General features: G+C 65.7%; 18 protein-coding genes and 3 pseudogenes. 10 read left to right on the top strand and 11 right to left on the bottom strand.

Annotated elements, in window-relative coordinates:
• Position 1: 1 nt before the first annotated feature.
• The 5 genes from ACNANG_RS20705 to ACNANG_RS20685 are packed head-to-tail and all read right to left on the bottom strand — an operon-like array spanning position 2 to position 3078.
• The gene (locus ACNANG_RS20705; RefSeq protein ID WP_420224593.1) at positions 2 to 259 is read right to left on the bottom strand and encodes a hypothetical protein; all 258 of its coding nucleotides are present in this window, start codon (positions 257 to 259) and stop codon (positions 2 to 4) included.
• Positions 205 to 438, bottom strand: a complete 234-nt coding sequence (locus ACNANG_RS20700) for a hypothetical protein (RefSeq protein WP_420224592.1) — start codon at positions 436 to 438, stop codon at positions 205 to 207. The genes ACNANG_RS20705 and ACNANG_RS20700 overlap by 55 nt, the downstream gene beginning before the upstream one ends.
• 57 nt (positions 439 to 495) lie before the next feature.
• Positions 496 to 1857 (bottom strand): ATP-binding protein, encoded by a 1362-nt coding sequence (locus ACNANG_RS20695; protein ID WP_420224591.1) that lies wholly within the window; start codon positions 1855 to 1857, stop codon positions 496 to 498.
• The gene (locus ACNANG_RS20690) at positions 1854 to 2522 is read right to left on the bottom strand and encodes a response regulator transcription factor (protein ID WP_420224590.1); all 669 of its coding nucleotides are present in this window, start codon (positions 2520 to 2522) and stop codon (positions 1854 to 1856) included. The genes ACNANG_RS20695 and ACNANG_RS20690 overlap by 4 nt, the downstream gene beginning before the upstream one ends.
• Before the next feature lie 49 nt (positions 2523 to 2571).
• The gene (locus ACNANG_RS20685; RefSeq protein WP_420224589.1) at positions 2572 to 3078 is read right to left on the bottom strand and encodes a hypothetical protein; all 507 of its coding nucleotides are present in this window, start codon (positions 3076 to 3078) and stop codon (positions 2572 to 2574) included.
• A gap of 305 nt (positions 3079 to 3383) precedes the next feature.
• Between ACNANG_RS20685 and ACNANG_RS20680 the strand changes: the two are divergent.
• Together ACNANG_RS20680 and ACNANG_RS20675 are read left to right on the top strand one after the other, a co-directional pair.
• Positions 3384 to 5015, top strand: a pseudogene (locus ACNANG_RS20680) (EAL domain-containing protein); the annotation flags it as partial.
• Between the two features lie 130 nt (positions 5016 to 5145).
• Entirely contained in the window at positions 5146 to 7326 is a 2181-nt protein-coding gene (locus ACNANG_RS20675; RefSeq protein WP_420224588.1) for an EAL domain-containing protein, read from the top strand.
• A 63-nt stretch (positions 7327 to 7389) separates the two neighbouring features.
• Here the strand turns inward: ACNANG_RS20675 and ACNANG_RS20670 are convergent, their stop codons facing one another.
• On the bottom strand, positions 7390 to 8331 hold the full coding sequence (locus ACNANG_RS20670) for an amidohydrolase family protein (RefSeq protein ID WP_420224587.1): 942 nt from the start codon (positions 8329 to 8331) through the stop codon (positions 7390 to 7392).
• A 113-nt stretch (positions 8332 to 8444) separates the two neighbouring features.
• Complete coding sequence (locus ACNANG_RS20665) at positions 8445 to 9314, bottom strand: DNA-binding transcriptional regulator (protein ID WP_420224586.1); 870 nt, start codon at positions 9312 to 9314, stop codon at positions 8445 to 8447.
• A gap of 295 nt (positions 9315 to 9609) precedes the next feature.
• Here ACNANG_RS20665 and ACNANG_RS20660 point away from each other — a divergent pair, with 295 nt between their 5' ends.
• The 8 genes and pseudogenes from ACNANG_RS20660 (at position 9610) to ACNANG_RS20625 (ending at position 19528) form a co-directional block, all read left to right on the top strand.
• Positions 9610 to 10587, top strand: a complete 978-nt coding sequence (locus ACNANG_RS20660; RefSeq protein WP_420224585.1) for a Bug family tripartite tricarboxylate transporter substrate binding protein — start codon at positions 9610 to 9612, stop codon at positions 10585 to 10587.
• A gap of 10 nt (positions 10588 to 10597) precedes the next feature.
• Positions 10598 to 11221, top strand: a complete 624-nt coding sequence (locus ACNANG_RS20655) for a flavin reductase family protein (protein ID WP_420224584.1) — start codon at positions 10598 to 10600, stop codon at positions 11219 to 11221.
• 27 nt (positions 11222 to 11248) lie between these two features.
• Complete coding sequence (locus tag ACNANG_RS20650; RefSeq protein WP_420224583.1) at positions 11249 to 12007, top strand: HpcH/HpaI aldolase family protein; 759 nt, start codon at positions 11249 to 11251, stop codon at positions 12005 to 12007.
• 86 nt (positions 12008 to 12093) lie between these two features.
• Positions 12094 to 12951: a hypothetical protein gene (locus tag ACNANG_RS20645; protein ID WP_420224582.1), complete on the top strand. Its 858-nt coding sequence runs from the start codon at positions 12094 to 12096 to the stop codon at positions 12949 to 12951.
• An 83-nt stretch (positions 12952 to 13034) separates the two neighbouring features.
• Positions 13035 to 14947: pseudogene (locus tag ACNANG_RS20640) on the top strand (B12-binding domain-containing radical SAM protein).
• A 114-nt stretch (positions 14948 to 15061) separates the two neighbouring features.
• Entirely contained in the window at positions 15062 to 17122 is a 2061-nt protein-coding gene (locus tag ACNANG_RS20635) for a TonB-dependent receptor plug domain-containing protein (RefSeq protein ID WP_420224581.1), read from the top strand.
• Positions 17123 to 17124: 2 nt separating this feature from the next.
• Positions 17125 to 17628, top strand: a complete 504-nt coding sequence (locus tag ACNANG_RS20630; RefSeq protein WP_420224580.1) for a YfiR family protein — start codon at positions 17125 to 17127, stop codon at positions 17626 to 17628.
• A 439-nt stretch (positions 17629 to 18067) separates the two neighbouring features.
• The gene (locus tag ACNANG_RS20625; RefSeq protein ID WP_420224579.1) at positions 18068 to 19528 is read left to right on the top strand and encodes a putative bifunctional diguanylate cyclase/phosphodiesterase; all 1461 of its coding nucleotides are present in this window, start codon (positions 18068 to 18070) and stop codon (positions 19526 to 19528) included.
• Between the two features lie 42 nt (positions 19529 to 19570).
• On the opposite strand, the pseudogene ACNANG_RS20620 reads toward ACNANG_RS20625, so the two are convergent.
• From ACNANG_RS20620 to ACNANG_RS20605, 4 genes and pseudogenes are all read right to left on the bottom strand, one after another.
• Positions 19571 to 23250 (bottom strand): annotated as a pseudogene (locus tag ACNANG_RS20620) (hydantoinase B/oxoprolinase family protein).
• Positions 23247 to 23825 carry a winged helix DNA-binding protein gene (locus ACNANG_RS20615; protein WP_420224578.1) on the bottom strand — a complete coding sequence of 193 codons (579 nt, stop codon included), beginning with the start codon at positions 23823 to 23825 and terminating at the stop codon, positions 23247 to 23249. The pseudogene ACNANG_RS20620 and the gene ACNANG_RS20615 overlap by 4 nt, the downstream one beginning before the upstream one ends.
• A complete protein-coding gene (locus ACNANG_RS20610; protein ID WP_420224577.1) occupies positions 23825 to 24199 on the bottom strand; it encodes a 2Fe-2S iron-sulfur cluster-binding protein in 375 nt (124 codons plus the stop codon). The genes ACNANG_RS20615 and ACNANG_RS20610 overlap by 1 nt, the downstream gene beginning before the upstream one ends.
• Positions 24196 to 25965, bottom strand: coding sequence for an FAD-binding protein (locus ACNANG_RS20605; protein WP_420224576.1), 1770 nt, complete (start codon positions 25963 to 25965; stop codon positions 24196 to 24198). Before ACNANG_RS20605 ends, ACNANG_RS20610 begins: the two co-directional genes overlap by 4 nt.
• Between the last annotated feature and the right edge of the window lie 217 nt (positions 25966 to 26182).

Below are 26182 nucleotides of genomic sequence, written 5' to 3'. Positions count from 1 at the left end.
GTCACAAGGCTTGCAGGGCGAACTGCCGCGCAGCCTTCAGACGGAGATGGAGATGCGGACGATGATCGTGCTGCGTTCGGGCCGCCACGCTGGCCGTGACGGCAAGACCCGACGCCATGACGGCATCGACCCGCTCGGGCAGATCGGTCGGCGACCCCGCGGCGGCCTGCCGCATGAGCCGGGCCAGCAACGCCCGCGTGTAGGTCAGCAGGTCCAGCGCGCCCGCAAGGGCGGCATCGGGATCGGACCCGCCCGGCAATGCGGCGGCCGCGAGGTCCCCGGCCGTGCATCGCAAATGAAGTCGAGCAGTTCGAAATAGGCTTCGAGCCGGTCACGCGGCGCCGCATCGACATCTTCCAGCGGACGTAAGGTTGTCAACCACAACGATCGGTCGAACCCGGTCCGGACCGAAGGAAATCCATTCAAGGGTGCATCCATGTCACCAGCCTGTTCGTAGCGGAACCGGCAGTGTGGCGACGCGCGATTAAGAATGAATTAAGACGTCGGACCGACCGCGGGAAAGGCAATCGACACGCACCACCCCTTCCCGCCGATGCCCTTGCCGCAAGTCAGGCTCGCCCCATGCATCCGCGCAATTCGCGCCACCAGGGACAGGCCGATGCCGCTTCCTGTTTCCTTCGATCCCGACACCCGGTAAAAGCGTTCAAAGACCCGCTCGCACTCCGCTTCGGGAATGCCCGGCCCGTCGTCACGCACCGTCAGCACCGCGTCGCCCTCATCGCCCGGATGGCAGACGACCTCGACCCGCGCGCCCGCCGGCGCGTGGCGCAGCGCATTGTCGATCAGATTGCGGATCAGCACGCCCATGGCGTCCACGTTGGCCAGCACCAGCGTCGGTTCGATTTCGACCCGGATGTGCTGCGCCTTGGCGTGCGCGCGCGCATCGAACTCCCGCACTTCCAGCGACACCAGGGACGCCAGATCGACACGGTCTGTGAGCGTGCAGTCGTGCGCATCCAGTTGCGCCTGGTCCAGCAACTGTTCGGCCAGACGCGTCGCGCGACGGGTGCCTGCCAGCACCTGTTCCAACGCTTCGTCCCGATGCGTGGCGTCGGTCGCGCGCAACGCCTGCTGGGCCTGCGTCGTCAGCGCGGCCAGGGGCGTGCGCAGTTCATGGGCGGCGTCGGACAGGAACTGACGTTCCCGCGTCAGGGCATCGGACTGGCGGGCTTGCAGATCGTTGACGGCGTTGACGAAGGGGTGCACTTCCAGCGGAAATTCCTTCAGCGCCAGCGGCGTGAAGTCGAGACGATCGCGATGCCGCAGCGCTTCGCCCGCCCGCTGCATGGGACGGAACGAGCACACCACGGTCACCCACATCATCGACGCCAGGCACACGAACATCACCATCGCGCCGCCCAGGCCTTTGAACACCGACGACACGATGTCGGCCCGGATCTGTTTTTCGGCGCGCGCCATCTGGATCTGGACCTGGCCTTCCACGTCGGACACCGCATAGGCGCGCCACGGCCCGCCCGCTGCGACGCTGTCGCTGAACCCTTCGGCATAGCCTGGAACGAACGGGTCCTTCGGCGCGCTGGGCGTGCGCATCAACAGACGCCCGGTGCGCAGGTCCCACATCTGGAAGTTGACGCGCTTGAGCTCCACCGGCGACGCTGGCGGCGCAATGAAGGTCTCGGTCGACGGGAGATCGGCAAGGCGCTTGGGTATCGACATCAAGGCCTGCCGCGCGCCTTCACTCAGCGCGCTGTCAAGCCGGCCGGTCACGTCCCGCGTTTCGGTCCACGTCAGCAGGCTCATCCAGACGATCCAGAATCCCGCCTGGACGATCAGCAGGACCACCAGTTGCCGGCTGCGCAATGCCTTCATCGTCATGTCCCGGGCTCGCCAATGCGGTAGCCCACGCCATGGACGGTTTCGATCAATTCCTCGCCAAGCTTGCGGCGCAGCTGATGGATGTAGACGGCCACGGTATTGCTTTCGACCGAGCTGCGCTCACCATAGATCATGGCTTCCAGGTAGTCGCGCGACAGGGGTTTGCCCTGGCTCTGCATCAGGGCCGTCAGCGTGCGGTATTCATGCACGCTGAGCGCGACCGGCACGCCGGCTTTGGACACGGCGCGCTGGCCTGGATTGACCTCGACATCAAAACGGCGCATGACGGCCGACACTGCCTGCGTGCTGCGGCGGATCAACGCGCGCATGCGGGCCAGCAGTTCGTCCAGTTCAAACGGTTTGATGATGTAGTCGTCGGCCCCCGCATCGAGGCCCCGGATGCGGTCGCTGAGGCGGGCCTGTGCCGTAATGATCATCACGGGCGTGGTGTCGTGCCGCGCGCGCAAGGCACTGAGCACGCTCAATCCTGACTGGTCGGGCAAGCCGAGATCCAGCAACACGACGCCATAGGTCTGATCCAGCAAAGCGAGCTTGCCACTGAAGGCATCGCGCTGCCAGGTGACGACCGCATCGGGCAGTTGAGACAACGCGCCCACAAGCGCCTGCCCGAGCATGGCGTCGTCTTCTATGAGCAGTATCTGCATCGGTCCACCTCAAGACAGGCGATGTTGGACCGTGCAGTTTAAGAAATTGTTAAGCGGGTCGGTCGGCGGCCGGCGAAATCTGCGTGGCGGGACGGGCATTGTCCGATCGACCGCCGGTCGGGGTGGGTTCCCTGCCATACGCCGGATCGCTGCCACCCGTCGAGGCGGACTGGTGGGTGGCGCCGGCTGCCGCGCCGGTCACCGCACCGGGCTGCGCATGGGGCGGCGTGCCGACCGTCGCATCCGACCCGAGGCCGTGGGCATCCGTCAGTGGCGATCGGCGTCCGAGTACGCCCGGTGTCGTCAACAGCCCTTCATCCAGCTGGCTGCCCACATGGCGCAACGCCTTCTCGAAGGCATCGTCCAGCGACGCCGCGTCGAACAGATGGAGCGGCACCGCGTTACCCACATAGGCGCTGTTGTTGGGGTTGCCCTCGTAGGCCTGGGCAAGTCCACTGTACTGGCCGTTTTCCGGATGATGCTCAAGATTGAGCATCACCTGATAGTGGAAGCCGGTTGCTGCTTGGTAAGGAAATGCTTTGCTGGTTCCGCGCATGTCGGGCTCCTCCAGAAAACCTGGCTACCGCAGGTTTCGTACCCGCCGCGACCACTCGGCAGGACGGACTGACCACCCCGATATCGTAAGCAGACGTTCGCAACTTCCTTGCTTTGCGCATCCTGGCCCTGGCATCGGCCGGGAAGGCCGACCTGTTCTGTTTCGCCCGCGACGACAAAAAAAGACGATTTGCAACAATCACGGAAACTTTATGTGAAACCTTTCACGGATACTCACTGCTTACATGAGCATGGGGATGGGCACGCGAACAGGGCGGCCCCGGAGACAACGTGGCAAAGAAGGAGATGGCAATCTGGGAAGACGAGCGTATCGGCGTATTGCGCTCGTTGAATCTGCTCGACACGGCCGCGTCCGAAGATTTCGATCAATTCACACGGCTGGCCGCGTACACGTTCGATGTACCGACCGCGCTCATTTCGCTGGTGGACACCGATCGGCAGCAGTTTCTGTCCAGCATTGGTTTTGCGTTGCGCGAAACGTCGCGGGCCACGTCGATCTGCGCGGTCGCCATTCAACAGGCGGACCTGTTCGAAGTGGCCGATCTGCGTCGCGATCCCAGGTTTGCCGACAATCCGCTCGTAACCGGTCCCCCGTTCATCCGCTTCTATGCAGGGGTGCCCCTCATTACCGAGTCGGGTCATGCCATTGGCGCGCTGTGCCTGATCGACAGCCGTCCGCGCGTGCTGGATGACGCTGCACGCGCGCAGCTCAAGGCCATGGGCAAGCTGGTCATGGAAAAGATCATGCTGCGCCAGTCGGCCGGCCGGCGCGATTCAGTCAGCGGCCTGCCCAACCGCCAGCAGATGATCGTCGACCTGGAATCGCTCAAAGCCGTGGGGGGCGAGGCCCGCCGGCGGCTGGCGCTGATCGAACTGCTCAGCCTGGCGACCGTGCACGAAATGGCGCAGGCGGTTGGCGTGCCGGTGGCAGAGTCGCTGATGCGCCACGCGGCCGGCCAGGCCCGGCACTGCCTGCCGCCCCACGTTGCGGTCTACCAGGTCGGCGTGACACGTCTTGCCTTCTGGTATGACCCGGCGGCCGAGCCCGATCTGATGCAAGGCATCGCCGACGTCGCGCGCCGCCCATTGGTCGCCGCAGGGATCCCCCTGCAACTGCGGCCCCACTGCGGCATGGTCGATTTCGACTTGAGCACCGTCAACGCACCCGACGTCCTGCGGCAAGCCATGACGGCGCTCAACTCCGCGATCAATGCCGACCTGTTTTCCTGTATCTATGACCTTTCCGACGACACGGCGCTGAGGCGCCGGTACGAGCTCGCCGTCGACCTGAGCGACGCGCTGGCGCACGGCGGTTTTCATCTCGTCTACCAGCCGCGCGTCAATCTCCATACCGGCAAGGTCGGGTCGGTCGAAGCCTTGGTGCGGTGGCAACATCCAGTGCACGGCGCGGTCAGTCCCGCCGAATTCATCCCCATCATCGAACGCACGGCCATCATGCAGAAGCTCACCCTTTGGGTCGTCGACGCAGCGCTGCGCCAATTGCTCACCTGGCTGCCCGATTTTCCGACGCTCAAGGTGTCGCTCAATCTTTCGCCTCGGGACTTCGACAATGGCGAGCTGGTGCCCGGTATCTTGCGCCTGTGCCAGGCCATCGGCATTGCGCCGGCAAGGCTGGAATTCGAGATCACCGAGGGTGAATGGCTGCATGCCAGCGCCAGTGTCCAGTCCCAGCTGCATGCGCTCGCCAATGCCGGGGCGACCCTGTCGGTCGACGACTTCGGCGCGGGCTACAGCAACTTTGCCAACCTCCACAAGATCCCCGCGGCCGTGCTCAAACTCGACCAGTCGCTGGTCACCGATGTCGCGACCAATGGGCGGCACGCTGTCCTGGTGCGGGAAGTCCTGCGGCTCGCGCGCAACGTGGGCTACCGGACCGTGGCGGAAGGCGTCGAATCAGCGCAGTCGCTGGCGTTCGTGACCGAATGCGGCTGCGACGAGGTGCAAGGCTTTTCTTTTCCCGGCCGCTGGCGCCCGATGCCGTGCCCGGCTTCATTCGTGGTTTCACACTGCCACTGGCTCCCTCTTCATGACACTCGACTCTCTGGCGTCCGCCGGCCCGCCGATCCCGGCAAACGAACACGCCCGTCTGGCGGCATTGCGGCAATACGGCGTCGATTCCGTCATTGGAGACCCGGGAGTCGATCGCATCATCCAGCTTGCGTCGAGCATTTTTCACGTGCCGATGGCGCTCGTATCCTTGGTCGACGTCAATCGCCAGCTCTGCGCCGCGGCCGTGGGGACCTTGCTCGAAGAAGTGGATCGAGGCGCGTCGTTCTGCGCCTATGCGCTGGGCGGCACGGAAATCATGATGGTGCCCGATGCGTCCAAGGATCCACGATTCGCCAACAATCCGTATGTGGCCGGCGAAGCGCACCTGCGCTTCTACGCAGGCTGCCCGCTGGTTGCGCCTGACGGGCATGTGATCGGCACCCTGTGCCTGTTCGACACCCAGCCCCGGCCCGAGCTCGATGCCGAAGCGCAGGACAATCTGCGCGCACTGGCCGCGTTGGTGATGGACAAGCTGGAACTGCGCCGCCTGGACGTCGCACGCCAGGCGAGCCAGTCGCGATTCGAACAGATGGCGGCGGTCTCGCCCGACAGCATCGTCTGCCTCGACGGCCTTGCGCGAGTCACCTACGCCAACCCGGCCGCCGAGCGTTTGCTCGGCTACACCAACGATCAGATGGTGGGTCAGGCCATCGGTGTCGTGGTGCCTGCCGAGGCGGTCAGCAACCTGATGGCGCTCGCCCAGGACGATACGTCGTTGACGATGGGCCGGCGCCTGCAACTCGATATCCGCGCCGCCGATGGCCGCGTGATTCCCGTCGAAATTTCGTCGTCCATGTGGCGGGAGCAAGGCCACGCCAGCTTTTGTGCGGTGTTGCGGGACATTACCGAGCGCCGGCGCAATGAAGCCCGCCTGTATCGCCTTGCCCATATCGATGCGCTGACCGACCTGCCCAATCGCATCCTGTTTCGCGAGCGGGTCGAAGCCGCCTTCAGCGCCGGCAACGGCGGCTGCCTGATGATGGTCGACCTGGATGGTTTCAAAGATGTGAACGACAGCTTCGGCCACGCCGCCGGAGACACCATGCTGGTCACCGTCGCCGAGCGCCTCAAGCGTGTGCTGCGCCCGATCGACACGGCAGCGCGGATGGGCGGCGACGAATTCGCCGTCGTGCTGCCTACGCTGATCCAGCAGGGACGCGCGGCCGACATTGCCGATCAGATCATCGATGCGCTGGCGCAGCCGGTCATGCTCGAAGGCGAACCCGTCACGATCGGCGCAAGTATCGGCATCGCGATCTTTCCGCTGCACGGTTGCAACGTGCGCGACCTGTTGTCGAGCGCGGACCTGGCGCTGTACGAGGCCAAGGCTCAGGGCAAACACTGCCGCCGTTTCTATCGGCCCGCGCTACGCGCCGCAGCGCTGGCCAAGCAGGCTTACCAAACCGAGTTTCCCCGAGCGCTCGACCAGGGCGAATGGACGCTGCACTACCAGCCCATCGTCAGGATCGCGGATGGCGGCCTGGTCGGTGCGGAAGCGCAGCTGCGATGGCAGCATCCGCGTCACGGCATGCTGCTTCCGGAAGTCTTCATGCCCGCTTTGCAGTCCAGTCCTTCGGCTGCCCGCATCGGACACTGGATGCTCCAGCAGGCGTGCTTGCAATTGGCGCAGTGGCGCAAAGACCTGTTCCCGGAACTGCGCATGAGCGTGAATGTGCTGGACGCGCAATTTCGCACCGGAGATCTGAGCCGGCATGTGCGGCAATGCCTGTCCGAGACCGGCATACCGGCCCATGCGCTGGAACTGGAGCTGACTGAAACCATCCTGCAGCGACGGGACATGCAGACCGTCGCGACGCTTCAGGATCTGCGGACACTGGGCGCCGCCATCGTGTTTTCGAACTATGGAACGGGCGCGACGTCGCTCGACCTTCTGAAGCGCGTGCCGCTGTCCCGGCTGAAGATCGACCCGGCCTTCGTGCAAGGCATGGCGTCTTCATCCGCCGACGCGGCGATCGTGCGGGTCATCCTCTACCTGGGGCGCAGCCTGGAACTGGCCGTCACGGCCGAAGGCGTCGATACCGAAGATCAGTACGCGCGGCTGCGCCGCAAGGGCTGCGAAGAGGCGCAAGGCGCGTGGGTGGGCGAGCCGCTGTCCGCGGAAGCGTTCGCGCAGCGGCATCAACGCACGACGGCCTGACGACCCGGACACGCCGCGCGCCGCCACCGGCTCGATGTTCCAGGTCGCCCCTGACGTCGATGGTCAGCGCTTGCGCGACCCGCCCTTCACAAAAACCGCCTTGCCGGTATCGTGCAGCACGGCGCGCTTTTCGTCCTCGTTGAGCAGCACCGACGCGTCGAGCATGCGCTGGACCATGTCCTTGTACGTGCCCGAGGAAGTGCCGATGTCCGAGCCCCACATGATGCGGTCCGCGCCGAACATGTCGACCGCCAGGCGCAGCACTTTTTCGCTCGGGATGTTGGTCTCGCGAAGGATGTCCAGATTGATCGATGTGAACTTGAACGAGATATTCTTTTCGGGCACCAGCAGCTCGAAGTTCGCATCCAGGCCATAGTTGTCGCCATGGTCGGCTTCGGGTTCCAGCAAGTGATCCAGCACGATACGCACGTTCGGAAAGCGGCGGCCCAACTCGATGATGGCAGGGGCCGACGGTCCACCGCCGCCATGGGCCAGCACTTCCAGGTCCATGACCAGACCGAACTCTTCGGCCACTTCCCAGGTCTTCAGGGCCTGCGGCGAATTCAGCCATGGCATGCTGCCGTCTTCCTTGCGGCCGCCGAACAGGCGCACGCCGGTCAGGCCGTGGTCGGTGATGTAGCGGCGCACCAGACCGGGCGTGCCCTCGTCCTCGGCGTCCAGGATCACGACCGCCGAAAAGATGTCGGGGTATTTATCCGATGAATCCAGGATGTAGCTGTTATCGAAGCGGTAGATCATGCGCTTTTGCACGGCCACCGCGCCATCGACGTTTTCTTCCTTCATCCACTCCAGCATCCGCAGGGCGTCGGGGACTTCGTTGATGGGATTCGGGCCGTGGTGGCCGCCGGGCGTGCCGATGACGCCGGGCAGACGTGGCGGCGCGCTGGCGGGACGGATCATCGGGTTGCGCGGGTAGGCTTTCTGGTCGTCGGCGACCAGATGGGCATGCGAATCGAACAACAAAGGACGGGCGGATTGGGTCATGGTCTTGTCTACTCTTCTTTCACCTGACGGTGAGTCATTGGCCAGCACGCTGGCACCTTCTGATGGGCGAAGCGGCCCATCAACGCATGATTCCTACAGGCAAGGACGACCCGCTAGGCGACCTGGCGGCTGCCGTCACCCCGGCGCAGCAGGCGGACCTGCTCCACGATCTGCGCGGCCGACGCCTGCATGATCGGCACATAGTGCTGCGCGATCCGCTCTTCGGTCACGGCGGACCGGAAGTAGCCCATGCCCATCGTCGCCAGCACGCGTCCATCATCCATGATGGGCACGGCCACCGTGCCGGAGCTGAGCGGCTCGACCCGTTTGCCTCGGGTCGAATAGCCGTCCTTGCGGATCAGCTGCAGCCGGTCTTCGATACTGCGGCGGCCACCGGCGGCGGCCAGGTCCCTGGACCGGCTCGTCTCAAGGATGTGCAGCAGGATCTCGCGCTCGCCCTCCGGACAGAAAGCCAAATAGGACAACCCCATCGCGCGATCCAGCAGGCTCAGCCGCATGTTGATCGTGGCGTGCGCCGGTGACACCGGGCTGTCGCTGACCGTGCTGAAGCGGATCACGACATCCGACTCGTCCAGCAGGGCGATGGAGATCGGCCACTGCAAGCGCCGCGTCAGGGCCGAGGCCCACGGCCTGCCGGCCTGCACCACCAGCGGATCCGCATGGAAACCGCAACTGAGCGACTGCACCAGCGATGTCACCAGGTACCCGCCCTGCTTCTTGTCCTTGGTCACATACCCCTCGGCAATCAGCGTTTCCATCAGGCGGACGATGGTGGGCTTGGGCAGTCCCGTGCTGCGATACAGCGCGTCAATGGAACTGACGCCCCGCGTGTTGAGCGCACAGAGCAGCGTCAACGCGCGCTGCACGGCATGCACCGGCCGGTAGGACGGGCGCGACCCCGCGCCGGCATCGTGCATCGCCGGACTGTCGTTGTCGCTGTCAACCAGAGGATCGTCAAGCACAGGTGTCTCCTTGCCTTCATCTCGCAGCGGCCTGCTTCTGCGGCACGCACTGACTGCGAACCGTGTTTATAGGGAATGTATGTCACCCCCCGCCACTCTCATTTTGAACGTTTCACTGTGCGAAATTCTCTCGTGCGTTTGGCCGAGTATCCCAGTACGTGCCGTTTCATTGTGCGAAAAGTCGCGACGTTTTGCTTGAGCCGGGGCGGCGGCATGCGCATCCTTGCCCCTATTCCGCGCCTCAGGCCGGACGGGCCGCCGCTGCGGCTTGCGTAACGATAGTGATGGAGACCTGATGAATAGAACGTATCTGGCTGCGCTTGCAGCCAGCGCCCTCCTTGCCGCCCTGACGGGCTGTTCTTCGGACAAGAAAGAGACCGCATGGCCGTCCAAGCCGGTACGGCTGGTCGTGCCCTTCCCGGCGGGCGGCAGCACGGATGCCGTCAGCCGCCTGATCGCCCAGCGCCTGAGTGAAAAACTGGGCCAGCAATTCGTGGTGGACAACCGCCCCGGCGCGGGCGGCAACATCGGCACGGACCAGGTGGCCAAGGCCGACCCCGATGGCTATACGCTGACCCTGACGACGTCCGGTCCGCTCGCCAACAACCAGTATCTGTACCAGACGATGCCGTACGCGCAGAAGGACCTGGCGCCGATCGTGCTGGTTGGCGAAATCCCGCTGGTCATTGCCGCCACCGACAAGACACCCGCCAAGGACCTGAAGTCCTTCATCGCGCTGGCCAAGTCCGGCCAGGGCACGTACGCGATCGGCAATCCGGGCAACGGCACCATCGGCCACCTGGCGTTCGAACTGCTGAAGCGGACGACCCAGGCGCCCCTGCAAGGCGTACCGTACAAGGGCGACGTGCCGGCGCTGACCGACCTGATCGGCAATTCGGTGCAAGCCGTGGTGGCGCCGATCACCGCCTTCATTCCGTACATCAAGGACGGCCGGATCACCGGCCTGGCCGTCACCTCCAAGCAGCGTTACCCGGGCACCCCCAACGTGCCGACCGCGCTGGAACAGGGCATCGACCTGGACGCATCGGTGTGGTTCGCGATCGCCGGCCCGGCGGGAGTGCCCCGCCCGGTCGTTGACACCATCAACCGGGAAGTCAATGTGATCCTGAAGTCCGACGAAGGCCGCGCGACGCTGGAACAGTTCGGCGCCCTTGTCGGGGGCGGATCGCCCGAAGACCTCGGCAAGCTGATGACGGACGAAAGCGCCAAATGGAAACGTATCATCGAGGCAGCGAACATTCGCCTCGACTAAAGGAATTGCCATGACCCGATTCGTCACCTTACCCACGCAGGACATGAGCACGGAGGAAGCCTACCGCCTGCTGTGCGGCTGCGTCACGCCGCGCCCGGTGGCCTGGATCACCACGCAAAGCGCCGACGGCCGGGTCAACGCAGCGCCCTTCAGTTCGTACAACTACGTCGCGCACAGCCCCCCGATGGTTGCGATCAACATCGGTTCGCGCGCCGGCGAGTTGAAGGACACGGCCCGCAACATCCGCGAGACCGGCGAATTCGTGGTCAACGTCGCCACCGAATCGACCCTGGAACTGGTGCACGCGTCGGGCGCGGACTACCCGCCGGAACTTGGCGAACCGGAACAGCTGGGCATCGAACTGGTTGCCAGCACCATCGTCAAGCCACCGCGCATCCTGGCGACCCCGGTACAGATGGAATGCCGCCTGGAACAGGTGCTGCCCCTGGGCCGCGGACTGAACACGCTGTATATCGGCGAGGTGGTCGCCTTCCACCTGTCCGACGAGATCTTTGACGGACGCTATGTGGACACGGTCGCGATGCGCCCCATCTCGCGGCTGGGCGGGCCCTATTACGCCGGCCTGGGCGAAATCTTCCATCGTCCGATGCTGCAGGCGCCGCCTGCCCGTTGAACCCTGCCCCTTATTAATGGAACGGCCATGACTTCACCCTCCCCTGGCAAGCACCCGCTGCAGACCGGCACCTTCATCAAGACGGTGTCGCCCCACATCATCGAGATCCTGGGAACGACGACGCTCGACTTCGGCGTCATCGATGCCGAGCATGCGCCCTTCGACCGCGCGGCCATGGACCTGATGATGCTGGCCGGCCGCGCCGCGGACCTACCTCTGTTCGTGCGCGTCCCGGACTTTGCGCCGTCGACGATCCTGTCGACGCTTGACCTGGGCGCGGCCGGCATCGTCGTGCCCCACGTGGATTCGGCCGAGCAGGCCGCGCAGATCGTGTCGCGCGCCCGCTATCACGGCGGGGAACGCGGGTTCTCCAGTTCGCCGCGCGCGGCAGGCTACGGGATGATGAGCTATCAGCAGGCGCAGCAGGCGGGCGACCGCACGCTGGTCATGTGCCAGATCGAAAGCGTCGATGGCCTGGCCAACGCCGAAGCGATTGCCGCCGTGCCGGGGGTCGATGGCCTGTTCGTCGGCCGCGCGGACCTTGCCCTGTCGATGGGCGAGACCGGCTCGCGCAGCCCGAAGGTACTCGACGCCACGCAGCGCATCCTGAAGGCCGCGACCGATGCGGGCAAGATCGCCGCGATGTTCGTAGCCAGCAACGCCGAACGCGAGGAATTTGCCGCGCTGGGCGCCAGCTGGTTCATCGTCGGGTCCGACCAGTCCCTGCTGCGGCAGGCCGCGCAGGGCGTTGCGTCGTCCACCACGCCCAGGCCACGCCGCGCCTGAGCACGCTCAAGATTGAGTGCCCGCCGGCGCCGGCTTCGATTGCCGCGCCGGGTGCGCTCCCCTCATCCCGATCCAGGAGTCACGTGATGACCGCTGCCCTTCCCCGTTCCGCGACCTACGCGGCGTTTTATGAACAGGCCCCGCAACAGGAAGCCCCGGGCTGTCGCACGTGGCTGACGCGGGGCGCGAACTTCATCGTTGCCGTGTCCGAAGTGCGTGCCGGCGCCGTGCTCGAGCGCACCGGCAATCCCGACGAATATTTTGTCTTCCTGCCCGCCAACGCGGCACGCATCCGCGCCGGCGCCGACAGCATCGACGCTCAGGCCGAAACCCTGACCATCGTGCCGCCCGGCGACAGCCGCATCGAAGCCCTGAGCGACGGCCACATCGTGCGCGTGTTTTCGCGCCTGAACACCGACCTGCTCGACGCCTGCCCGAACGCGGCCACCTACGCCGACGGCGCCCCCGAAGTCGCCCCGCTGGTATCCTGGCCCGATCCGGTGGATGGCTTTCGGCTGCGCCACTATGTGCTGGCCGACCACGTCCGTCCGGACAGCAATATGCGCATCTTCCGCAGCTGCAACCTGATGGTGAACGTGCTCAACAAACGCACGGTGCCGCGCGACCCCGCCAAACTGAGCCCGCACAGCCACACCGATTTCGAGCAGGCCTCCCTCGCCATTCAGGGCACCTACACGCATCACCTGCGCTGGCCCTGGACGCCCGACATGAACCAGTGGCGCGACGACGAGCACGTAACCGTGGGCAGCCCGTCGGTTACGGTGATCCCGGCCAAGGTGCTGCACACCAGCGCCAATGTGAGCGAAGGCGACTGCTGGCTGGTCGACATTTTCGGCCCGCCGCGCATGGACTTTTCGAGCAAGCCGGGCATGGTCTGCAATGCGGACGACTATCCGATGCCGCTGGTGGTCGCGCCGTCGTAAGCGCCGGGGCAAGGCGGCACCCGTCCGGTGCCGCCTATAATCACGGGTCTCCCTTCCCCAGGCGGCGTTTCGCGCCCCCTTTCATGTCGGCCCAGCCTTTACGTGTGCTGTCCGTCATCCCCCCGATGACGCAGCTGAACACGCCCTATCCGTCCACCGCCTACCTGACCGGCTTTCTGCGTTCGCGCGGCATGACCGCGGTGCAGGAAGACCTTGCCCTTGCGCTGGTGCTCAAGCTGCTGTCGCGTGAGGGGCTCGAGGCGGTGGCGCGGCACATCGACACCCTGCCGGTACTGTCGCAGACGCCGTCGATCCAGGCATTCGTTGCGCAGCGCAAGCAATACCTGGGCACCATCACGGCCACCATTGCCTTCCTGCAGGGCCGCGACACGACGCTGGCGCATCGTATTGCCGGCCGCCATTACCTGCCGGAAGGGCCGCGCTTTGCCTCGCTCGACGTCTACATCGACGAAGACGGCGGGGATCCGCTGGGGTGGGCGTTCGGGGCGCTGGGCCTGCATGATCGCGCCAAGCATCTTGCCACGCTGTACCTGAACGATCTGTCGGACGTGCTGCGCGATGCGGTCGATCCCCGCTTCGAATTCGTCCGGTATGCCGAGTCGCTGGCCGCCAGCCAGCCGACCTTCGATCCCCTGGCGGAGGCCCTGGCCGCCCCGCCGAACCTGGTCGACGACACGCTGCGCGAACTGACGCTGGCCGCGATCGATCGCCATCAGCCCACGGTGGTGCTGCTGTCGGTGCCCTTCCCGGGGTCGGTATACGCCGCGTTCCGGATTGCCCAGACCATCAAGGCCGCGCACCCGCACATCGTGACCGTGCTGGGCGGCGGCTTCGTGAATACCGAACTGCGCGAGCTGTCCGATCCGCGCGTATTCGATCATGTGGACTATGTGACGCTGGATGCGGGCGAACGGCCGCTGCTTGCGCTGCTGGCCCATATTCAGGGAGAGCGGTCGCGCCAGCGGCTGGTGCGCACGTTCCTTCGCGATGCCGAGACGGGCCAGGTCCGCTACGTCAACATGGTCGAGCCCGATATCGCTTTTGCGGAAGTCGGCACGCCGACCTGGGACGGCCTGCCGCTGGACCGTTACCTGTCGCTGCTGGACATGCTGAATCCCATGCACCGCATGTGGAGCGATGGCCGCTGGAACAAGCTGACCGTGGCCCATGGCTGCTACTGGAAAAAGTGCAGTTTCTGTGACGTGAGCCTCGATTACATCGGCCGCTATGAAGGCGCATCGGCCATCGTGCTGGCGGACCGGGTCGATGCGATCGTGAAGGAGACCGGGCAGACCGGTTTCCACTTCGTCGACGAAGCCGCGCCCCCAAGGCGCTCAAGGCGCTTGCCACGGAACTGATCGCGCGCAATACGGGCATTTCGTGGTGGGGCAACATCCGCTTTGAGAAAACGTTTACGCCGGACCTGTGCGAGCTGCTGGCCGACAGTGGCTGCATTGCCGTCTCGGGCGGACTCGAAGTTGCTTCCGACCGCCTGCTGTCCTTGATGAAAAAAGGGGTATCGGTGGATCAGGTGGCGCGGGTCACCCGGGCGTTCACCGACGCGGGCATTCTGGTCCATGCCTACCTGATGTACGGATTTCCAACGCAGACGGTGCAGGATACGGTGGATGCCTTGGAATACGTGCGCCAGCTGTTCGCCAACGGCTGCATCCAGAGCGGGTTTTTCCACCGATTTACCTGTACGGTGCATTCGCCGGTCGGGCAAGACCCGGAAGCGTATGGCGTTACGCTGCGGCCCCTGCCACCGGTCAGCTTCGCCAAGAACGACATCGGCTTTGACGATCCGACCGGGGTGGACCACGACGCACTGGGCGTCGCGCTACGCAAGGCCATCTACAACTTCATGCACGGCATCGGCCTGGACGAAGACGTGCGCAGCTGGTTCCCCTTCAAAGTGCCCAAGACGACGGTGTCGCGGCACCGGATCGAACGGGCGCTGGCGCAAGCGGCGTAAGCGCTCGCTATAACAAACAGCAACGACTTGAGCGGGTCTTGCGCTCAAGTATCGCCAGTTTGTGTCGTTAGCTGGACACCCTGCGTAACGGACGCAGGCTTGCTTTGAGTGTCCATGCCCAGCGCCACCTTCCGATTCGGTCCTGCCCTGCTTCTGGCTTCACTCACTGCCGGGGCCAGTTGCACGTTTTTCCCGAACCCTGCGGCAGCGGCCGTGGCGGCGGGCGACGCCCTGACGCTCGATCGCATCACCCCGGATACGGACAGCGCCGCCCTGACCGACCTGCCGCTGGAACAGCTGCTGGAAGTGGCGGTGGTGCGCACGGCCTCGCGCCTGCCGCAGCCGATTTCGGATGCCCCCTCGGCGGTGGTGGTGCTGACCGCGACGGAGATCAGGGAGTACGGCTGGCGGACGCTGGGTGACGCGCTGGCGACGCTGCCGGGCCTGTATGTGACAAGCGACCGCAACTATTCCTATCTGGGTGCACGGGGCTTTTCCCGCCCCGGGGACTACGACAGCCGCTTCCTGCTGCTGATCGACGGCTATCGCACCAATGACTCCGTCTACGACCAGGCCGCCATCGGCACCGAGGCCCTGCTCGACCTGGATCTGGTGGACCGGATCGAATACGTGCCGGGTCCCGGCGCCGCGGTCTACGGATCCAATGCTTTTTTTGGCGTCATCAACGTCATTACGCGGCAGGGCCGTGATCTTGCCGGACCGCAAGCGGCGGTTGCAGTAGGCAGCCATGGCGAGCGAAAAGCGCGTTTCAGTTACGGGTGGAATGACGGCGACGGCCGGGATCTGCTGGTATCGGCGACCGATGCCCACCGTCGTGGCCAGGACCTGTATTACCCCGAATTCGATACCCCTGCGCAGAATGGCGGCGTGGCCCGGCGACTGGATTACGACCGGTCGCGGAATTTGTTCATCAAGGCAAGCACCGGCGACCTGACCGTGTCGGCCGCCCACAGCGAGCGCACCAAGGGCGTCCCGACGGGCTCGTTCGGCGCGGTGTTCAATGCGCCCAACCAGACGCGCGATGCGCAAAGCTTCGTCAACACGAGCTATCAGCGGCGGCTGAGCGACGGCGTGGCACTCGGCGGGCAAGCCTACTGGGGCCGCTATGACTATGAAGGTGTCGGCACCTATCCGGGCGATCCCCCAACGACGAACGTCGATGGCGACCGGGCCATCTGGTGGGGCGGCGACCTGCATGCCACCTTCACTCAGCTTGCGCGGCAGAAAATCGTGATCGGTATGGACGTGCGGCGGGACGCGCGCCGCAATCAATACAACTTCGACATCGATCCGTACACGCAGTACATGGATGACAAGCGCACGGGCGACCGCCGCGGCGTCTATTTTGAAGACGAGATACGCCTGCCCGCAGGCTTCCTGCTGAACCTGGGCGCCCGCTACGACAATGACAACGTGACCGGCGGGCACTTCAATCCGCGCATTGCGCTGAACTATGCGCTAACACCGCGCAGCACCGCCAAGCTGATCTACGGCACGGCCTATCGCGCCCCGAACGCATACGAGCTGTACTACTCGGTGCCCGGCGAAGCCGGCCAGCTGCCCAATCCCGACCTGCGCGCCGAACGGATCTCGACGCGCGAACTGGTGCTCGACCATGCCTATGCCAAGGCGGGCCGCGTTACGCTGTCCGTGTTCCAGTACGCCGTGCGCGACCTGATCTCCTTGACGACCGAACCGGAATCGGGTGCCTTCATTTACAGGAACCTGGACCGGATCAGGACCGTCGGCGCGGAACTGTCCGTAGTGCACCACTTCGCGCGCGGAGCGCGCCTGCGTGCCAGCTATGCCTGGCACCGCGCACAGGATGCGACGACCGGAGAACGCCTGGACAACTCGCCCTCGCAACTGGCCAAGGTCAACCTGACCACCCCGGTGCTGCGCGAAGACATCCGCCTGGGCAGCGAAATGCAGTGCACGTCGGGGCGCCTGACGGCCAATGCGGCCACCGGCGGCGCCTGCGTGGCCAACGTGACCTTGTCTTCCACGCGCGTGATCCCTCGGGCCATGGTGTCGTTGAGCCTGTACAACGCGTTCGACAAGAAATACGCCGATCCCGCCGGGCCGGCCTTCGTGCAGGAAGCCCTGCAACGGCAAAGCCGCACGCTGCGCGCCAAGCTGGCCTACGAGTTTTGAAGATGTTTCGCCACATGCCGATCCGCATCGCTGTCCTGATAGGCAGTGTGCTGATGATCGTGTCCACCAGCACGTTCGGGCAGGCCGACGACGTCGCCCTCAAGGCGGCGTTCATCTATAACTTTGCGTTGTTCACCACGTGGCAAGGACCGTCGAACACACCCGACTTCCGCGTCTGCACGACGTCCGACGGGGAGCTGTGGAACAGTCTGCAGCGCCTGCGCGGAAAGCGGGTGGGCACGCGGCAGTGGGCGGTCTATCCGGTCTCCCTGGCCGAGACGCCGCCACGTTGCGACGTGCTGGTGGTCAGCGGGTCGGCCAGCACGCCCGCGTATCCGGCAACCCTGATCGTGCGCGACGGCGAGCTGTCGCCCAACGACAGCGCCGCCATTGCCCTGGTGACCGAAGGCAATCACGTCAGGTTCGATATCGATACCCGCGCCGCGCGGCGCAGTGGCCTGACCTTCAGTTCCAAGCTGCTGTCGTTGGCAAGGAGCGTGCTGTGACGGCCACGGTCCACACCGAAAAGAAGCCCATCACGGCATCGTTCAGGGTCGCACAGCTGGCGGCGACGGCGATCAGCCTGATGGTGGCGGGCTGCATCCTGACCGGCTTTCAGTTTGCGTCCCTGCAGCGGTCGCTGACGGACGACCTGAACGTGCAGGCCTCATTGGTGGCGGACAACGTCGCGGCGTCGATGATGTTCCTGGACCGGCGGGCCGCGGCGCAGACGCTCGACCTGCTGCAGCCGCCCCCTACCTGCTGTCCGTCACGGTCTACGACCTGGATGACACCGTCTTTGCCGAGTTCCACCGTCCGGACGCCGGGACGTCCGATGCCACACGTCTGGAACTGCGCTCCGAAGGAGTCGCCACCTCGCTCACACGGATCGCGGTCGCCCGCCCGGTGGCGTACCGCCGCGAAGCACTCGGACGAGTGGTTGTCGTGGCAAGCACGTCCCGAGTCGGCATTGGCCTGCTGCGCTACGTGGGACTGTTTGCGATGGCGACACTTGGCGCCTTGTCGGCCGCCGCGCTCGTCATGGCCAAGACCCGGGCGAGGGTCGAAAAAGCCGAGGCCCGGATGGACTACCTGGCGCACACCGACCCCGTGACCGAGCTGGGCAACCGCCGTGTCGTGTATGACACCATCGCGGCCCGCATCGCGACACGCACGGACCTAGGCAGCGATCCACGCAATCCGTCTGGCGGGCGATTCGCATTGCTGTTGATCGACCTGGACAACTTCAAGGCAGTCAACGATACGGCGGGCCACAGCGTGGGCGACGCCCTGCTTCGCAGGGTGGGACAGGTGCTGCGCCACGTGGTGCGGCCCGATGACGTCGTGGGACGTATTGGTGGCGATGAATTCGCCGTCGTGGCGTCGCCTATCGCCGATGCGGCCGAGGCGCTGGCGATCGCCGAACGCATTACTTCGGCGCTGGGGCGGCCTTTTCACGTCGACGGGCAGGAAGTGTTCGCCCGGGCAAGCGTGGGCCTGAGCCTGTACCCCGACGACGCTCAGAATCAATCGGACCTCGTCAGCAACGCCGACATTGCGCTGTACGACGCCAAGTCGCTGGGCAAGAACACCTTCGTCGCCTTCAAACGGGAAATGACGGTCGCGACGCAGTGCCGGGTCGCGATGGAACGCGATCTTCGCAAGGCCATTGACCGCGGAGAACTGGACGTCTACTACCAGCCGCAGTTCGACTGCGGGACAGGCATGCTGGTCGGCGCCGAAGCCCTGGTGCGTTGGCTCCATCCCGAAAAGGGGTTCATCGCGCCAGCCGACTTCATTCCGGTCGCCGAAGAATGCGGGCTGATCAGCCATATCGGCCTGTGGGTGCTGGGCCGCGCCTGCCGGGACGCCACCCGGTGGCCGGGCAAGGACACCGCGCCATTGACGGTGGCGGTCAACGTCTCGGCCAGGCAGCTGCGCGATCCGGCTTTCATTGACCGGGTCAGCGAGGTGCTGCAATCCAGTGGTCTGCCGCCGTCCCAGTTGGAACTGGAACTGACCGAAAGCCTGCTGATGGAAGATGTCGGCACGGCGGTCGCGTTCATGCACGCGATCCGCGCCCTCGGCATCAAACTGTCCATCGATGACTTCGGCACCGGCTATTCCTCATTGGCCTATCTGCAGACCTTTCCGATCAACAAATTGAAGATCGATCAGAGCTTCGTCCGGCAGCTGCCGTCCGAGCGCTTCGAGATCGCGAACGCGATCATCTCGCTGGCTCACGGCTTCGGGCTGAGGGTGATCGCGGAAGGCGTGGAATCTCCCGACCAACTGGCGTGGCTGCAGCACGCCGGCTGCGATGTCGTACAGGGCTACCTGTTTGCCCGGCCGATGGACCGCGTCGCGCTCCAGTCCCTCATGACGCCGGTCCAGTCAGCCGCCTGACCTTGCACAGGCTCGGCGCACCACGCGCGTCGCCCTGCACATCTAGTTCGCGCCGTAGCCTCCTCCACCGGGCGTTTCGATCTCGAACGCATCGCCCGCGGCCAGTTCGGCCTTGTCGGCGTGCCTGAGCATCTCGACCCGGCCATCGGCCCGCAGCACGCGCGCCACGCCCGGCGCGCCCGGCCCGCCGCCCGCACCGCCCGGCGCGGGGTGGATCCAGCCATTGGCCAGCAAGGACACGGTCATGGGCTCCAGGAAGCGCAAGGTGCGGATCCCGCCATTGCCGCCCGTCCACGCGCCAGGTCCGCCGGATGCCGGACGGATCTCGAAGCGTTCAAGCCGCACCGGAAAACGCAGTTCCAGCACTTCCGGATCGGTCAGGCGCGAGTTCGTCATATTGGTCTGGACCACCGACGTCCCGTTGAAGCCGCCGGTCAAGGCGCCGTCGGCATCGAACCGGCCCCTGCGCCGGAGCCGCCCGATACCGTCTCGTAGTACTGATGGCGGGCATTGCCGAACGTGACGTTGCTCATGGTCGGCTGACTGCCTGCCATCACGCCCAACGCGCCGTACAGGGCGTTGGTGACGCAGGTCGACGTCTCGACATTGCCCGCCACCACCGCCGCCGGGTAGACGGGATTGAGCATGGACCCCTCCGGCACGATCAGCGTCAGGGGCTTGAGGCCGCCTTCGTTCATCGGGATGTCGTCATCGACCAGCGTGCGAAAGACATACAGCACGGCGGCGGTGGTCACGGCGCGAGGCGCGTTGAAGTTGTTCGGCAATTGCCGGGAACTGCCGCTGAAGTCCAGCGTGGCGCTGCGGGTGGCGCGGTCCACGGTCAGGCGCACGTCGATCTTTGCGCCATTGTCGAGCTGCACCGAGAAGTGTCCGTCCGTCAGGCGTTCGATCGCACGGCGCACCGATTCTTCGGCGTTGTCCTGCACGTGCTTCATGTACGCATGCACCACGTCCAGGCCAAAGGTCGCAACCATGTTCAACAGTTCTTCGCGGCCCTTCTCGTTGGCGGCCACCTGCGCGTGCAGGTCCGCCACGTTCTGGTCGATGTTGCGGGCCGGGTAGGTGGCGCCCGCCAGCACGGCGCGCAACTCGGCCTCGCGCAGGCGGCCCTGTTCGACCAGCTGGAAATTGGTGATCAGCACCCCCTCTTCGTCGATCGTGCGCGAATCGGGCGGCATGGACCCCGGGGTGGTTCCGCCGATGTCGGCATGATGGCCGCGGCATCCCACGTAGAACAGGATCTCGGTGCCCGCGGCGTCGAATACCGGCGTCACCACCGTCACATCCGGCAGGTGCGTGCCACCGGCATAGGGGTTGTTCAGCACGTAGACGTCGCCCGGACGCAGGCGGCCGGCGTTGGCCTGCATGACTTCCCGGATGCTCGCGCCCATCGATCCCAGATGCACCGGAATGTGCGGCGCGTTGGCGACCAGGCCCCCTTGCGGATCGAAGATCGCGCAGGAAAAGTCCAGGCGTTCCTTGATGTTGACGGAATGCGCCGTGTTCTGCAGGCGATGGCCCATCTGCTCGGCAATCGACATGAACAGATTGTTGAAGATCTCAAGCATGACCGGGTCGGCGTCCGTGCCGATGGCCAGCGTATGCGGCCGGGGCACGGCCCGGTCGAGCACGATGTCACCCCGCGCCGTGGCGGTGGCCTGCCAGCCGGCATCGACGACTGTCGTGGCATTGGCGTCCGACAGCACGGCCGGGCCGGTCACCACATCGCCGGGTCGCAGGTCGGCGCCGCGGAACAGGGGTGCGTCGGTCCAGCCGTCGTCCGCGTGGAAGCGCACGGTATTCGCCGGCGCGAGCGGACGGTCCGCCGTGCGCGGGGACAGCGTCTGCGATGCGGTGCCGGATTCTTCCGGCCCGGTCGCTTCGGCCACCGCCGATTCGATCACCAACGCCCGTCCGGGCATCAAGAAGGCGAAACGCTGACGGTACGCAGCTTCGAACGCCGCCTGCATGGCCGCGGCATCCTGCCACGCGACCGGCAGTGCGGTATCGGTGCCTTCGTAGCGCAGATACAGCCGGCGGGCGGTGACGATGCCGTCTTCGTGTACGGCTTGCGCGACCAGTTCGGCCGTGGCCGCAGCCACCAATGCGTCGAGCGTGTCCGAAGCGTGCGCAAGTCCTGCATCGTCCAGGCGCAGTTCCACGGACCGTTCACGAATGACGGTCGGCACGGCCAGGCCCATGCCATACGCGGACAACACCCCCGCCAGCGGATGCACCAGCACGCGCGGAATGGCCAGCGCGTCGGCCACGCGGCAGGCATGCTGTCCCCCCGCGCCGCCGAAAGTGACCAGCGTGTAGCGCGTCACGTCGTAACCGCGCTGCACGGAAATCTTCTTGATCGCGTTCGCCATGTTGGCGACGGCAATATCCAGGTATCCCTGCGCAAGCTGTTCAGGCGTCGTGGCCTGACCGGTTGCCTGCGCAACCTGTTGCGCGAGTTCCGCAAAGCGGGTGCGAACGACATCGGCGTCGAGCGGCTCATTCCCGTCGGGCCCGAACACGCTTGGAAAGCTGGCGGGCTGGATGCGGCCAAGCATGACGTTCGCGTCGGTGACGGTCAGCGGACCGCCGCGGCGATAGCTGGCCGGGCCCGGATTCGCGCCCGCGGATTCCGGTCCGACGCGCAGTCGCGCGCCATCGAATTGCAAAATCGACCCGCCGCCCGCGGCCACCGTGTGGATGCTCATCATCGGCGCGCGCAGACGTACGCCTGCCACCAGCGTGTCGAAGACCCGTTCGAACTCGCCGGCATAGTGCGAGACATCGGTGGATGTGCCGCCCATGTCGAAGCCGATCACGCGGTCGAAGCCCGCCGTGCGCGCCACGCCGGCCATGCCGACGATGCCGCCCGCCGGGCCCGACAGCACCGAGTCCTTGCCCTGGAAGGCGCGCGCATCGGTCAATCCGCCATTGGACTGCATGAACTGCAGCCGCACGCCCGGCAACGCCGACGCGACCCGGTCGACATAGCTGCGCAGCACGGGCGACAGATAGGCATCGACCACCGTCGTGTCACCGCGCGCCACCAGCCGGATCAGCGGGGACACCTCATGCGACACCGACACTTGCGTAAAGCCCACGGCGCGCGCCAGGTCGGCCAGCCGCGCTTCATGCGTGGTGTGCCGATAGCCATGCATCAAGACGATGGCGATCGAGGTCAGCCCGTCCGCGAATGCGGCACGCAGGCCGGCTTCGGCGGCCGCCTCGTCCAGCGGAATCACTACCTCGCCGTCGGACGTCAGCCGCTCATCGACTTCCAGCACGCGTTCGTGCAGCAATTCGGGCAACATGATCTCGCGGTCGAACAGGCGCGGCCGATTCTGATAGGCAATGCGCAAGGCGTCATGGAAGCCGCGCGTGATCGCCAGCAGCACCCGGTCGCCCTTGCGTTCCAGCAGCGCGTTGGTCGCCACCGTGGTGCCCATCTTGACCACGTCGATACGGTGCGACGGCGTCGGCTCGTTGTCTTTGACGCCAAGCAACTGACGGATGCCGGCCACTGCCGCATCGGGGTAGCGCTCGGGGTTTTCGGACAGCAGCTTGACCGTAGCGAGCGAGCCATCGGGCCGGCGGCCGACCACATCGGTAAAGGTGCCGCCACGATCGACCCAGAAAGCCCACTTGCCATCGCCGCCGGCCACGCCTTCCGCTGGCGATCGTTCAAAATTGAGAGCGCTCATAACGACGACGCCGCGCGGGCGGCCTGATCGTACAGGCCCGACAGGGTGCGCAGCTGCGCGGCGATGTCGGACAGCATGTCGCCGTCCGACAGTTCGCCCGACACACTGGGCATCAGGCAGCGGCCGCGCACTTCACGAAAGCGCCCGATCAGCGCGCGTCCGGCTTCGGTCGTGCCGTAATGCACTTCCTTGCCTATCTTTTCCCCGTTGACCAATTCCATCGCCAGCATTTTCCTTAGCGAATAGTTGATGACATGCGTGTCTTCATAGTTGAGCGTGAAGCAGATATCCGCCAGCTTCTTGCGCCGGTCGCGATGATGCACGTGATGCAGCACCAGTATGTCCGTGACCCCCAGGTCGGCTTCGCCGGCCGCATGCATGCAGCGCGCCACCCAGCGCGTAAACGCGTTGTGCGACACGATCAGGCCGAACTCCAGTTCCGACAGGCCCGCGTGGGAGCCTTCCGCCAGATGCGCGGACGACAGGATGCGCAGCCGATCGGCGGCTTCGGCGGATGTGGCGCCGGGAATGGTGGCGGGCGTGGCGCGTTTGCGCCGGCTGGGGGAAGCAGTCATCAGGTCGGATCCAGGTCTAGCCGTTCCTTGCTCGGGGCGATTTCCGAGACGAGGTCGCGAACGCGCGCCTTATTGGGCAACGGCGCCACATCGTACTGCGCGCCGTCTTCCAGCCGCGCAACGCACGCATACACGACCTCGCCATCGACATGCATCATGCATTCCTTGCAGGCGTTGGCATTGATACAGGAATAGCGAAAGGCCAGTGTGTCGTCCAGGTGTTCGCGGATCCACCGCAGGCCGTCGAGCACCGACGCCGCGGCGCCCGCCGGCAGCGTGTAGTCGTCGATGCGGGTGTCGCCGTCCCCCACGCCGCGAGCGATGTGAAGCACGATGGGCTGGCCTGCCTGGCCGGGCTTGGTGATCGAAGTCATGCGTGGGCCTCCACGGCCGTGTCGATAGAAGAAGCAGGCAGGCGCTCCACCGCCTGTACCGCCAGCGTCCACTGGCCGCCCTGCCAGGCCAGGGTCTGGTTGACTGTCCACTCGTCCAGCATGCCCGGGTGATCATCCCGCTGATGCGCGCCGCGGCTTTCCGTGCGCGCGGTGGCGGCAATCACCACCGCTTCGGCCACCAGCAGCATATTGCGCAGGTCCAGGCCATCGACCCGCACCGGGTCTTGCGGACCCGTGCCGCCGGGCAGGGCATCGCCCAGCCGGGCGCGCAAGGCCTTGATCGCGTCGGCCGCGCGGTGCAGGCCCGCCTTGTTGCGGAAGGGGCCGACGTCGTTCTGCATCAGGTCCTGCAAGGCAACGATCATCTCGGCCACCGGCACCGCGCCGGTCGGGGACGACGCGCGCAGCCAGCCCACGATCGGCTCGGCCAGGGCGGTCAGCGCCGCCACATCAGGCACGGCCGCGCCCTGCACTGCCGCCTCGCCGTCAGCCCCCGCCTGCGACGCCAGCGCGGCCGCCGACCGGCCCGCCACCGCGCCAAAGGTCAGCGCTTCCGTGATCGCGTTCCCTGACAGGCGGTTCGCACCGTTGGCGCCGCCGACGGCTTCGCCCGCGGCGAACAGGCCAGGGACGTCCGTCGCCATGTCCACATTCACCCGTATGCCACCCATGTGATAGTGGGCGGTCGGAGCCACCTCGATCATGGTCTGCGTCAGGTCGATGCCGTTGGCCGCAAGCCGGTCGATGATCGGGCCGAAAGCCGCGCGCAGCTTGGCTTCCGGCACATGGCGGAAGCTGAGGTAGGCGCCGCCCGCCGGCGTGCCGCGACCGGCTTCGACTTCTTTCAGGATTGCGTAGGTGGCCGCATCGCGCGTGACGGTATAGCCGCCGGACTCGGCCTGGTGCCCGTAGGATTCGACGAACTCTTCGCCCAGTCCATTCAGCAGCCGGCCGCCCAGCTTGTAGCGGAAGGGGTCCCACATGATCGGATCGAAGCCGACCAGGCGCGGCGCCAGGTGGCCGATCGGAAAGAACTGCACGAACTCCATATCGATCAGCCTGGCGCCCGCGCGCAGCGCCAGTGCGTAGCCGTCGCCGCCCATGTTGACCGACGCACTGTTGCGGCGGTAGAGCCGCGTCAGTCCGCCCGTGGCGATGATGGTGGCGGCGGCGCGGATCAGTACCGGTTGGCCGCTGGCCAGGTGCAGCGCCACGGCGCCCACGACCCTGCCCTGGTCCACCAGCAGGTCGACGATCAGCAGGTCGCCAATGCGCCGGATACGCTTGTCTTTGGCGACCTGCGTGCGCAGCGTGGTTGCCACCGCCGGCCCGGTATCCAGGAAGTCGACATACACGCAGCGCGGGCGGTCGTGGCCGGGCGCTTGGGCCTGGGTCAGGTGGCCGTCGGCGCGGGCCCAGCCCACGCCCCACTCGTCCATTTTCCGGATCGCCGCCACGCCTTCCTCGCACAGCAGGCGGGCGAGCGGCTCGCTACAGAGACCGCGTCCGGCGGCCAGCGTGTCGGCGTAATGAAAGCGCCAGTCGTCGGGTTCCTGTTCGCCCAGGGCCACCGCCACCGTCATCTGCGCCATGATGGTGGCACCGCCCCGGCCGATCAGACTGCGATCGGTCATCATTACCTGCTGGCCGGCGTCGGCGGCGGCAATCGCGGCGCTCATGCCCGCGCCGCCGGCGCCGACGATCAGGACATCCGTCTCGAGGACGGTCAACGGCGGTCGTTCCATCGGCAACTCCAGCATGACTGCAAGCAGTCGGGGTTAAGGAGCCGAAACGTTAACGTTTCGTCGATAAAATGTAAACGTATTCCTGGTTATATGGTTACGCCGCCATGACGTCATGACGCCGCGACCTATGGCGCGAAGCGATTAAGCATCTGCAAATCCCTTCGTTGCCGGAGCCCGGCCGCGGTCCCACCATGCACGGTACGCCGTCAAATCGGAC

Source organism: Pigmentiphaga litoralis, assembly GCF_048632615.1.
In the GTDB taxonomy this organism is placed as follows: Bacteria; Pseudomonadota; Gammaproteobacteria; order Burkholderiales; family Burkholderiaceae_B; genus Pigmentiphaga; species Pigmentiphaga litoralis_B.
Note: the sequence above shows the minus strand (reverse complement) of the source record. Positions and strands in the feature narration are given on the sequence as shown.

Excerpts from the sequence above, each read along its gene's own strand:
- ACNANG_RS20700 (WP_420224592.1), bottom strand. The coding sequence starts at position 438 with ATGGATGCACCCTTGAATGGATTTCCTTCGGTCCGGACCGGGTTCGAC.
- ACNANG_RS20695 (WP_420224591.1), bottom strand. The coding sequence starts at position 1,857 with ATGACGATGAAGGCATTGCGCAGCCGGCAACTGGTGGTCCTGCTGATC.
- ACNANG_RS20690 (WP_420224590.1), bottom strand. The coding sequence starts at position 2,522 with ATGCAGATACTGCTCATAGAAGACGACGCCATGCTCGGGCAGGCGCTT.
- ACNANG_RS20685 (WP_420224589.1), bottom strand. The coding sequence starts at position 3,078 with ATGCGCGGAACCAGCAAAGCATTTCCTTACCAAGCAGCAACCGGCTTC.
- ACNANG_RS20675 (WP_420224588.1), top strand. The coding sequence starts at position 5,146 with ATGACACTCGACTCTCTGGCGTCCGCCGGCCCGCCGATCCCGGCAAAC.
- ACNANG_RS20670 (WP_420224587.1), bottom strand. The coding sequence starts at position 8,331 with ATGACCCAATCCGCCCGTCCTTTGTTGTTCGATTCGCATGCCCATCTG.
- ACNANG_RS20660 (WP_420224585.1), top strand. The coding sequence starts at position 9,610 with ATGAATAGAACGTATCTGGCTGCGCTTGCAGCCAGCGCCCTCCTTGCC.
- ACNANG_RS20655 (WP_420224584.1), top strand. The coding sequence starts at position 10,598 with ATGACCCGATTCGTCACCTTACCCACGCAGGACATGAGCACGGAGGAA.
- ACNANG_RS20650 (WP_420224583.1), top strand. The coding sequence starts at position 11,249 with ATGACTTCACCCTCCCCTGGCAAGCACCCGCTGCAGACCGGCACCTTC.
- ACNANG_RS20645 (WP_420224582.1), top strand. The coding sequence starts at position 12,094 with ATGACCGCTGCCCTTCCCCGTTCCGCGACCTACGCGGCGTTTTATGAA.
- ACNANG_RS20635 (WP_420224581.1), top strand. The coding sequence starts at position 15,062 with ATGCCCAGCGCCACCTTCCGATTCGGTCCTGCCCTGCTTCTGGCTTCA.
- ACNANG_RS20630 (WP_420224580.1), top strand. The coding sequence starts at position 17,125 with ATGTTTCGCCACATGCCGATCCGCATCGCTGTCCTGATAGGCAGTGTG.
- ACNANG_RS20615 (WP_420224578.1), bottom strand. The coding sequence starts at position 23,825 with ATGACTGCTTCCCCCAGCCGGCGCAAACGCGCCACGCCCGCCACCATT.
- ACNANG_RS20610 (WP_420224577.1), bottom strand. The coding sequence starts at position 24,199 with ATGACTTCGATCACCAAGCCCGGCCAGGCAGGCCAGCCCATCGTGCTT.
- ACNANG_RS20605 (WP_420224576.1), bottom strand. The coding sequence starts at position 25,965 with ATGGAACGACCGCCGTTGACCGTCCTCGAGACGGATGTCCTGATCGTC.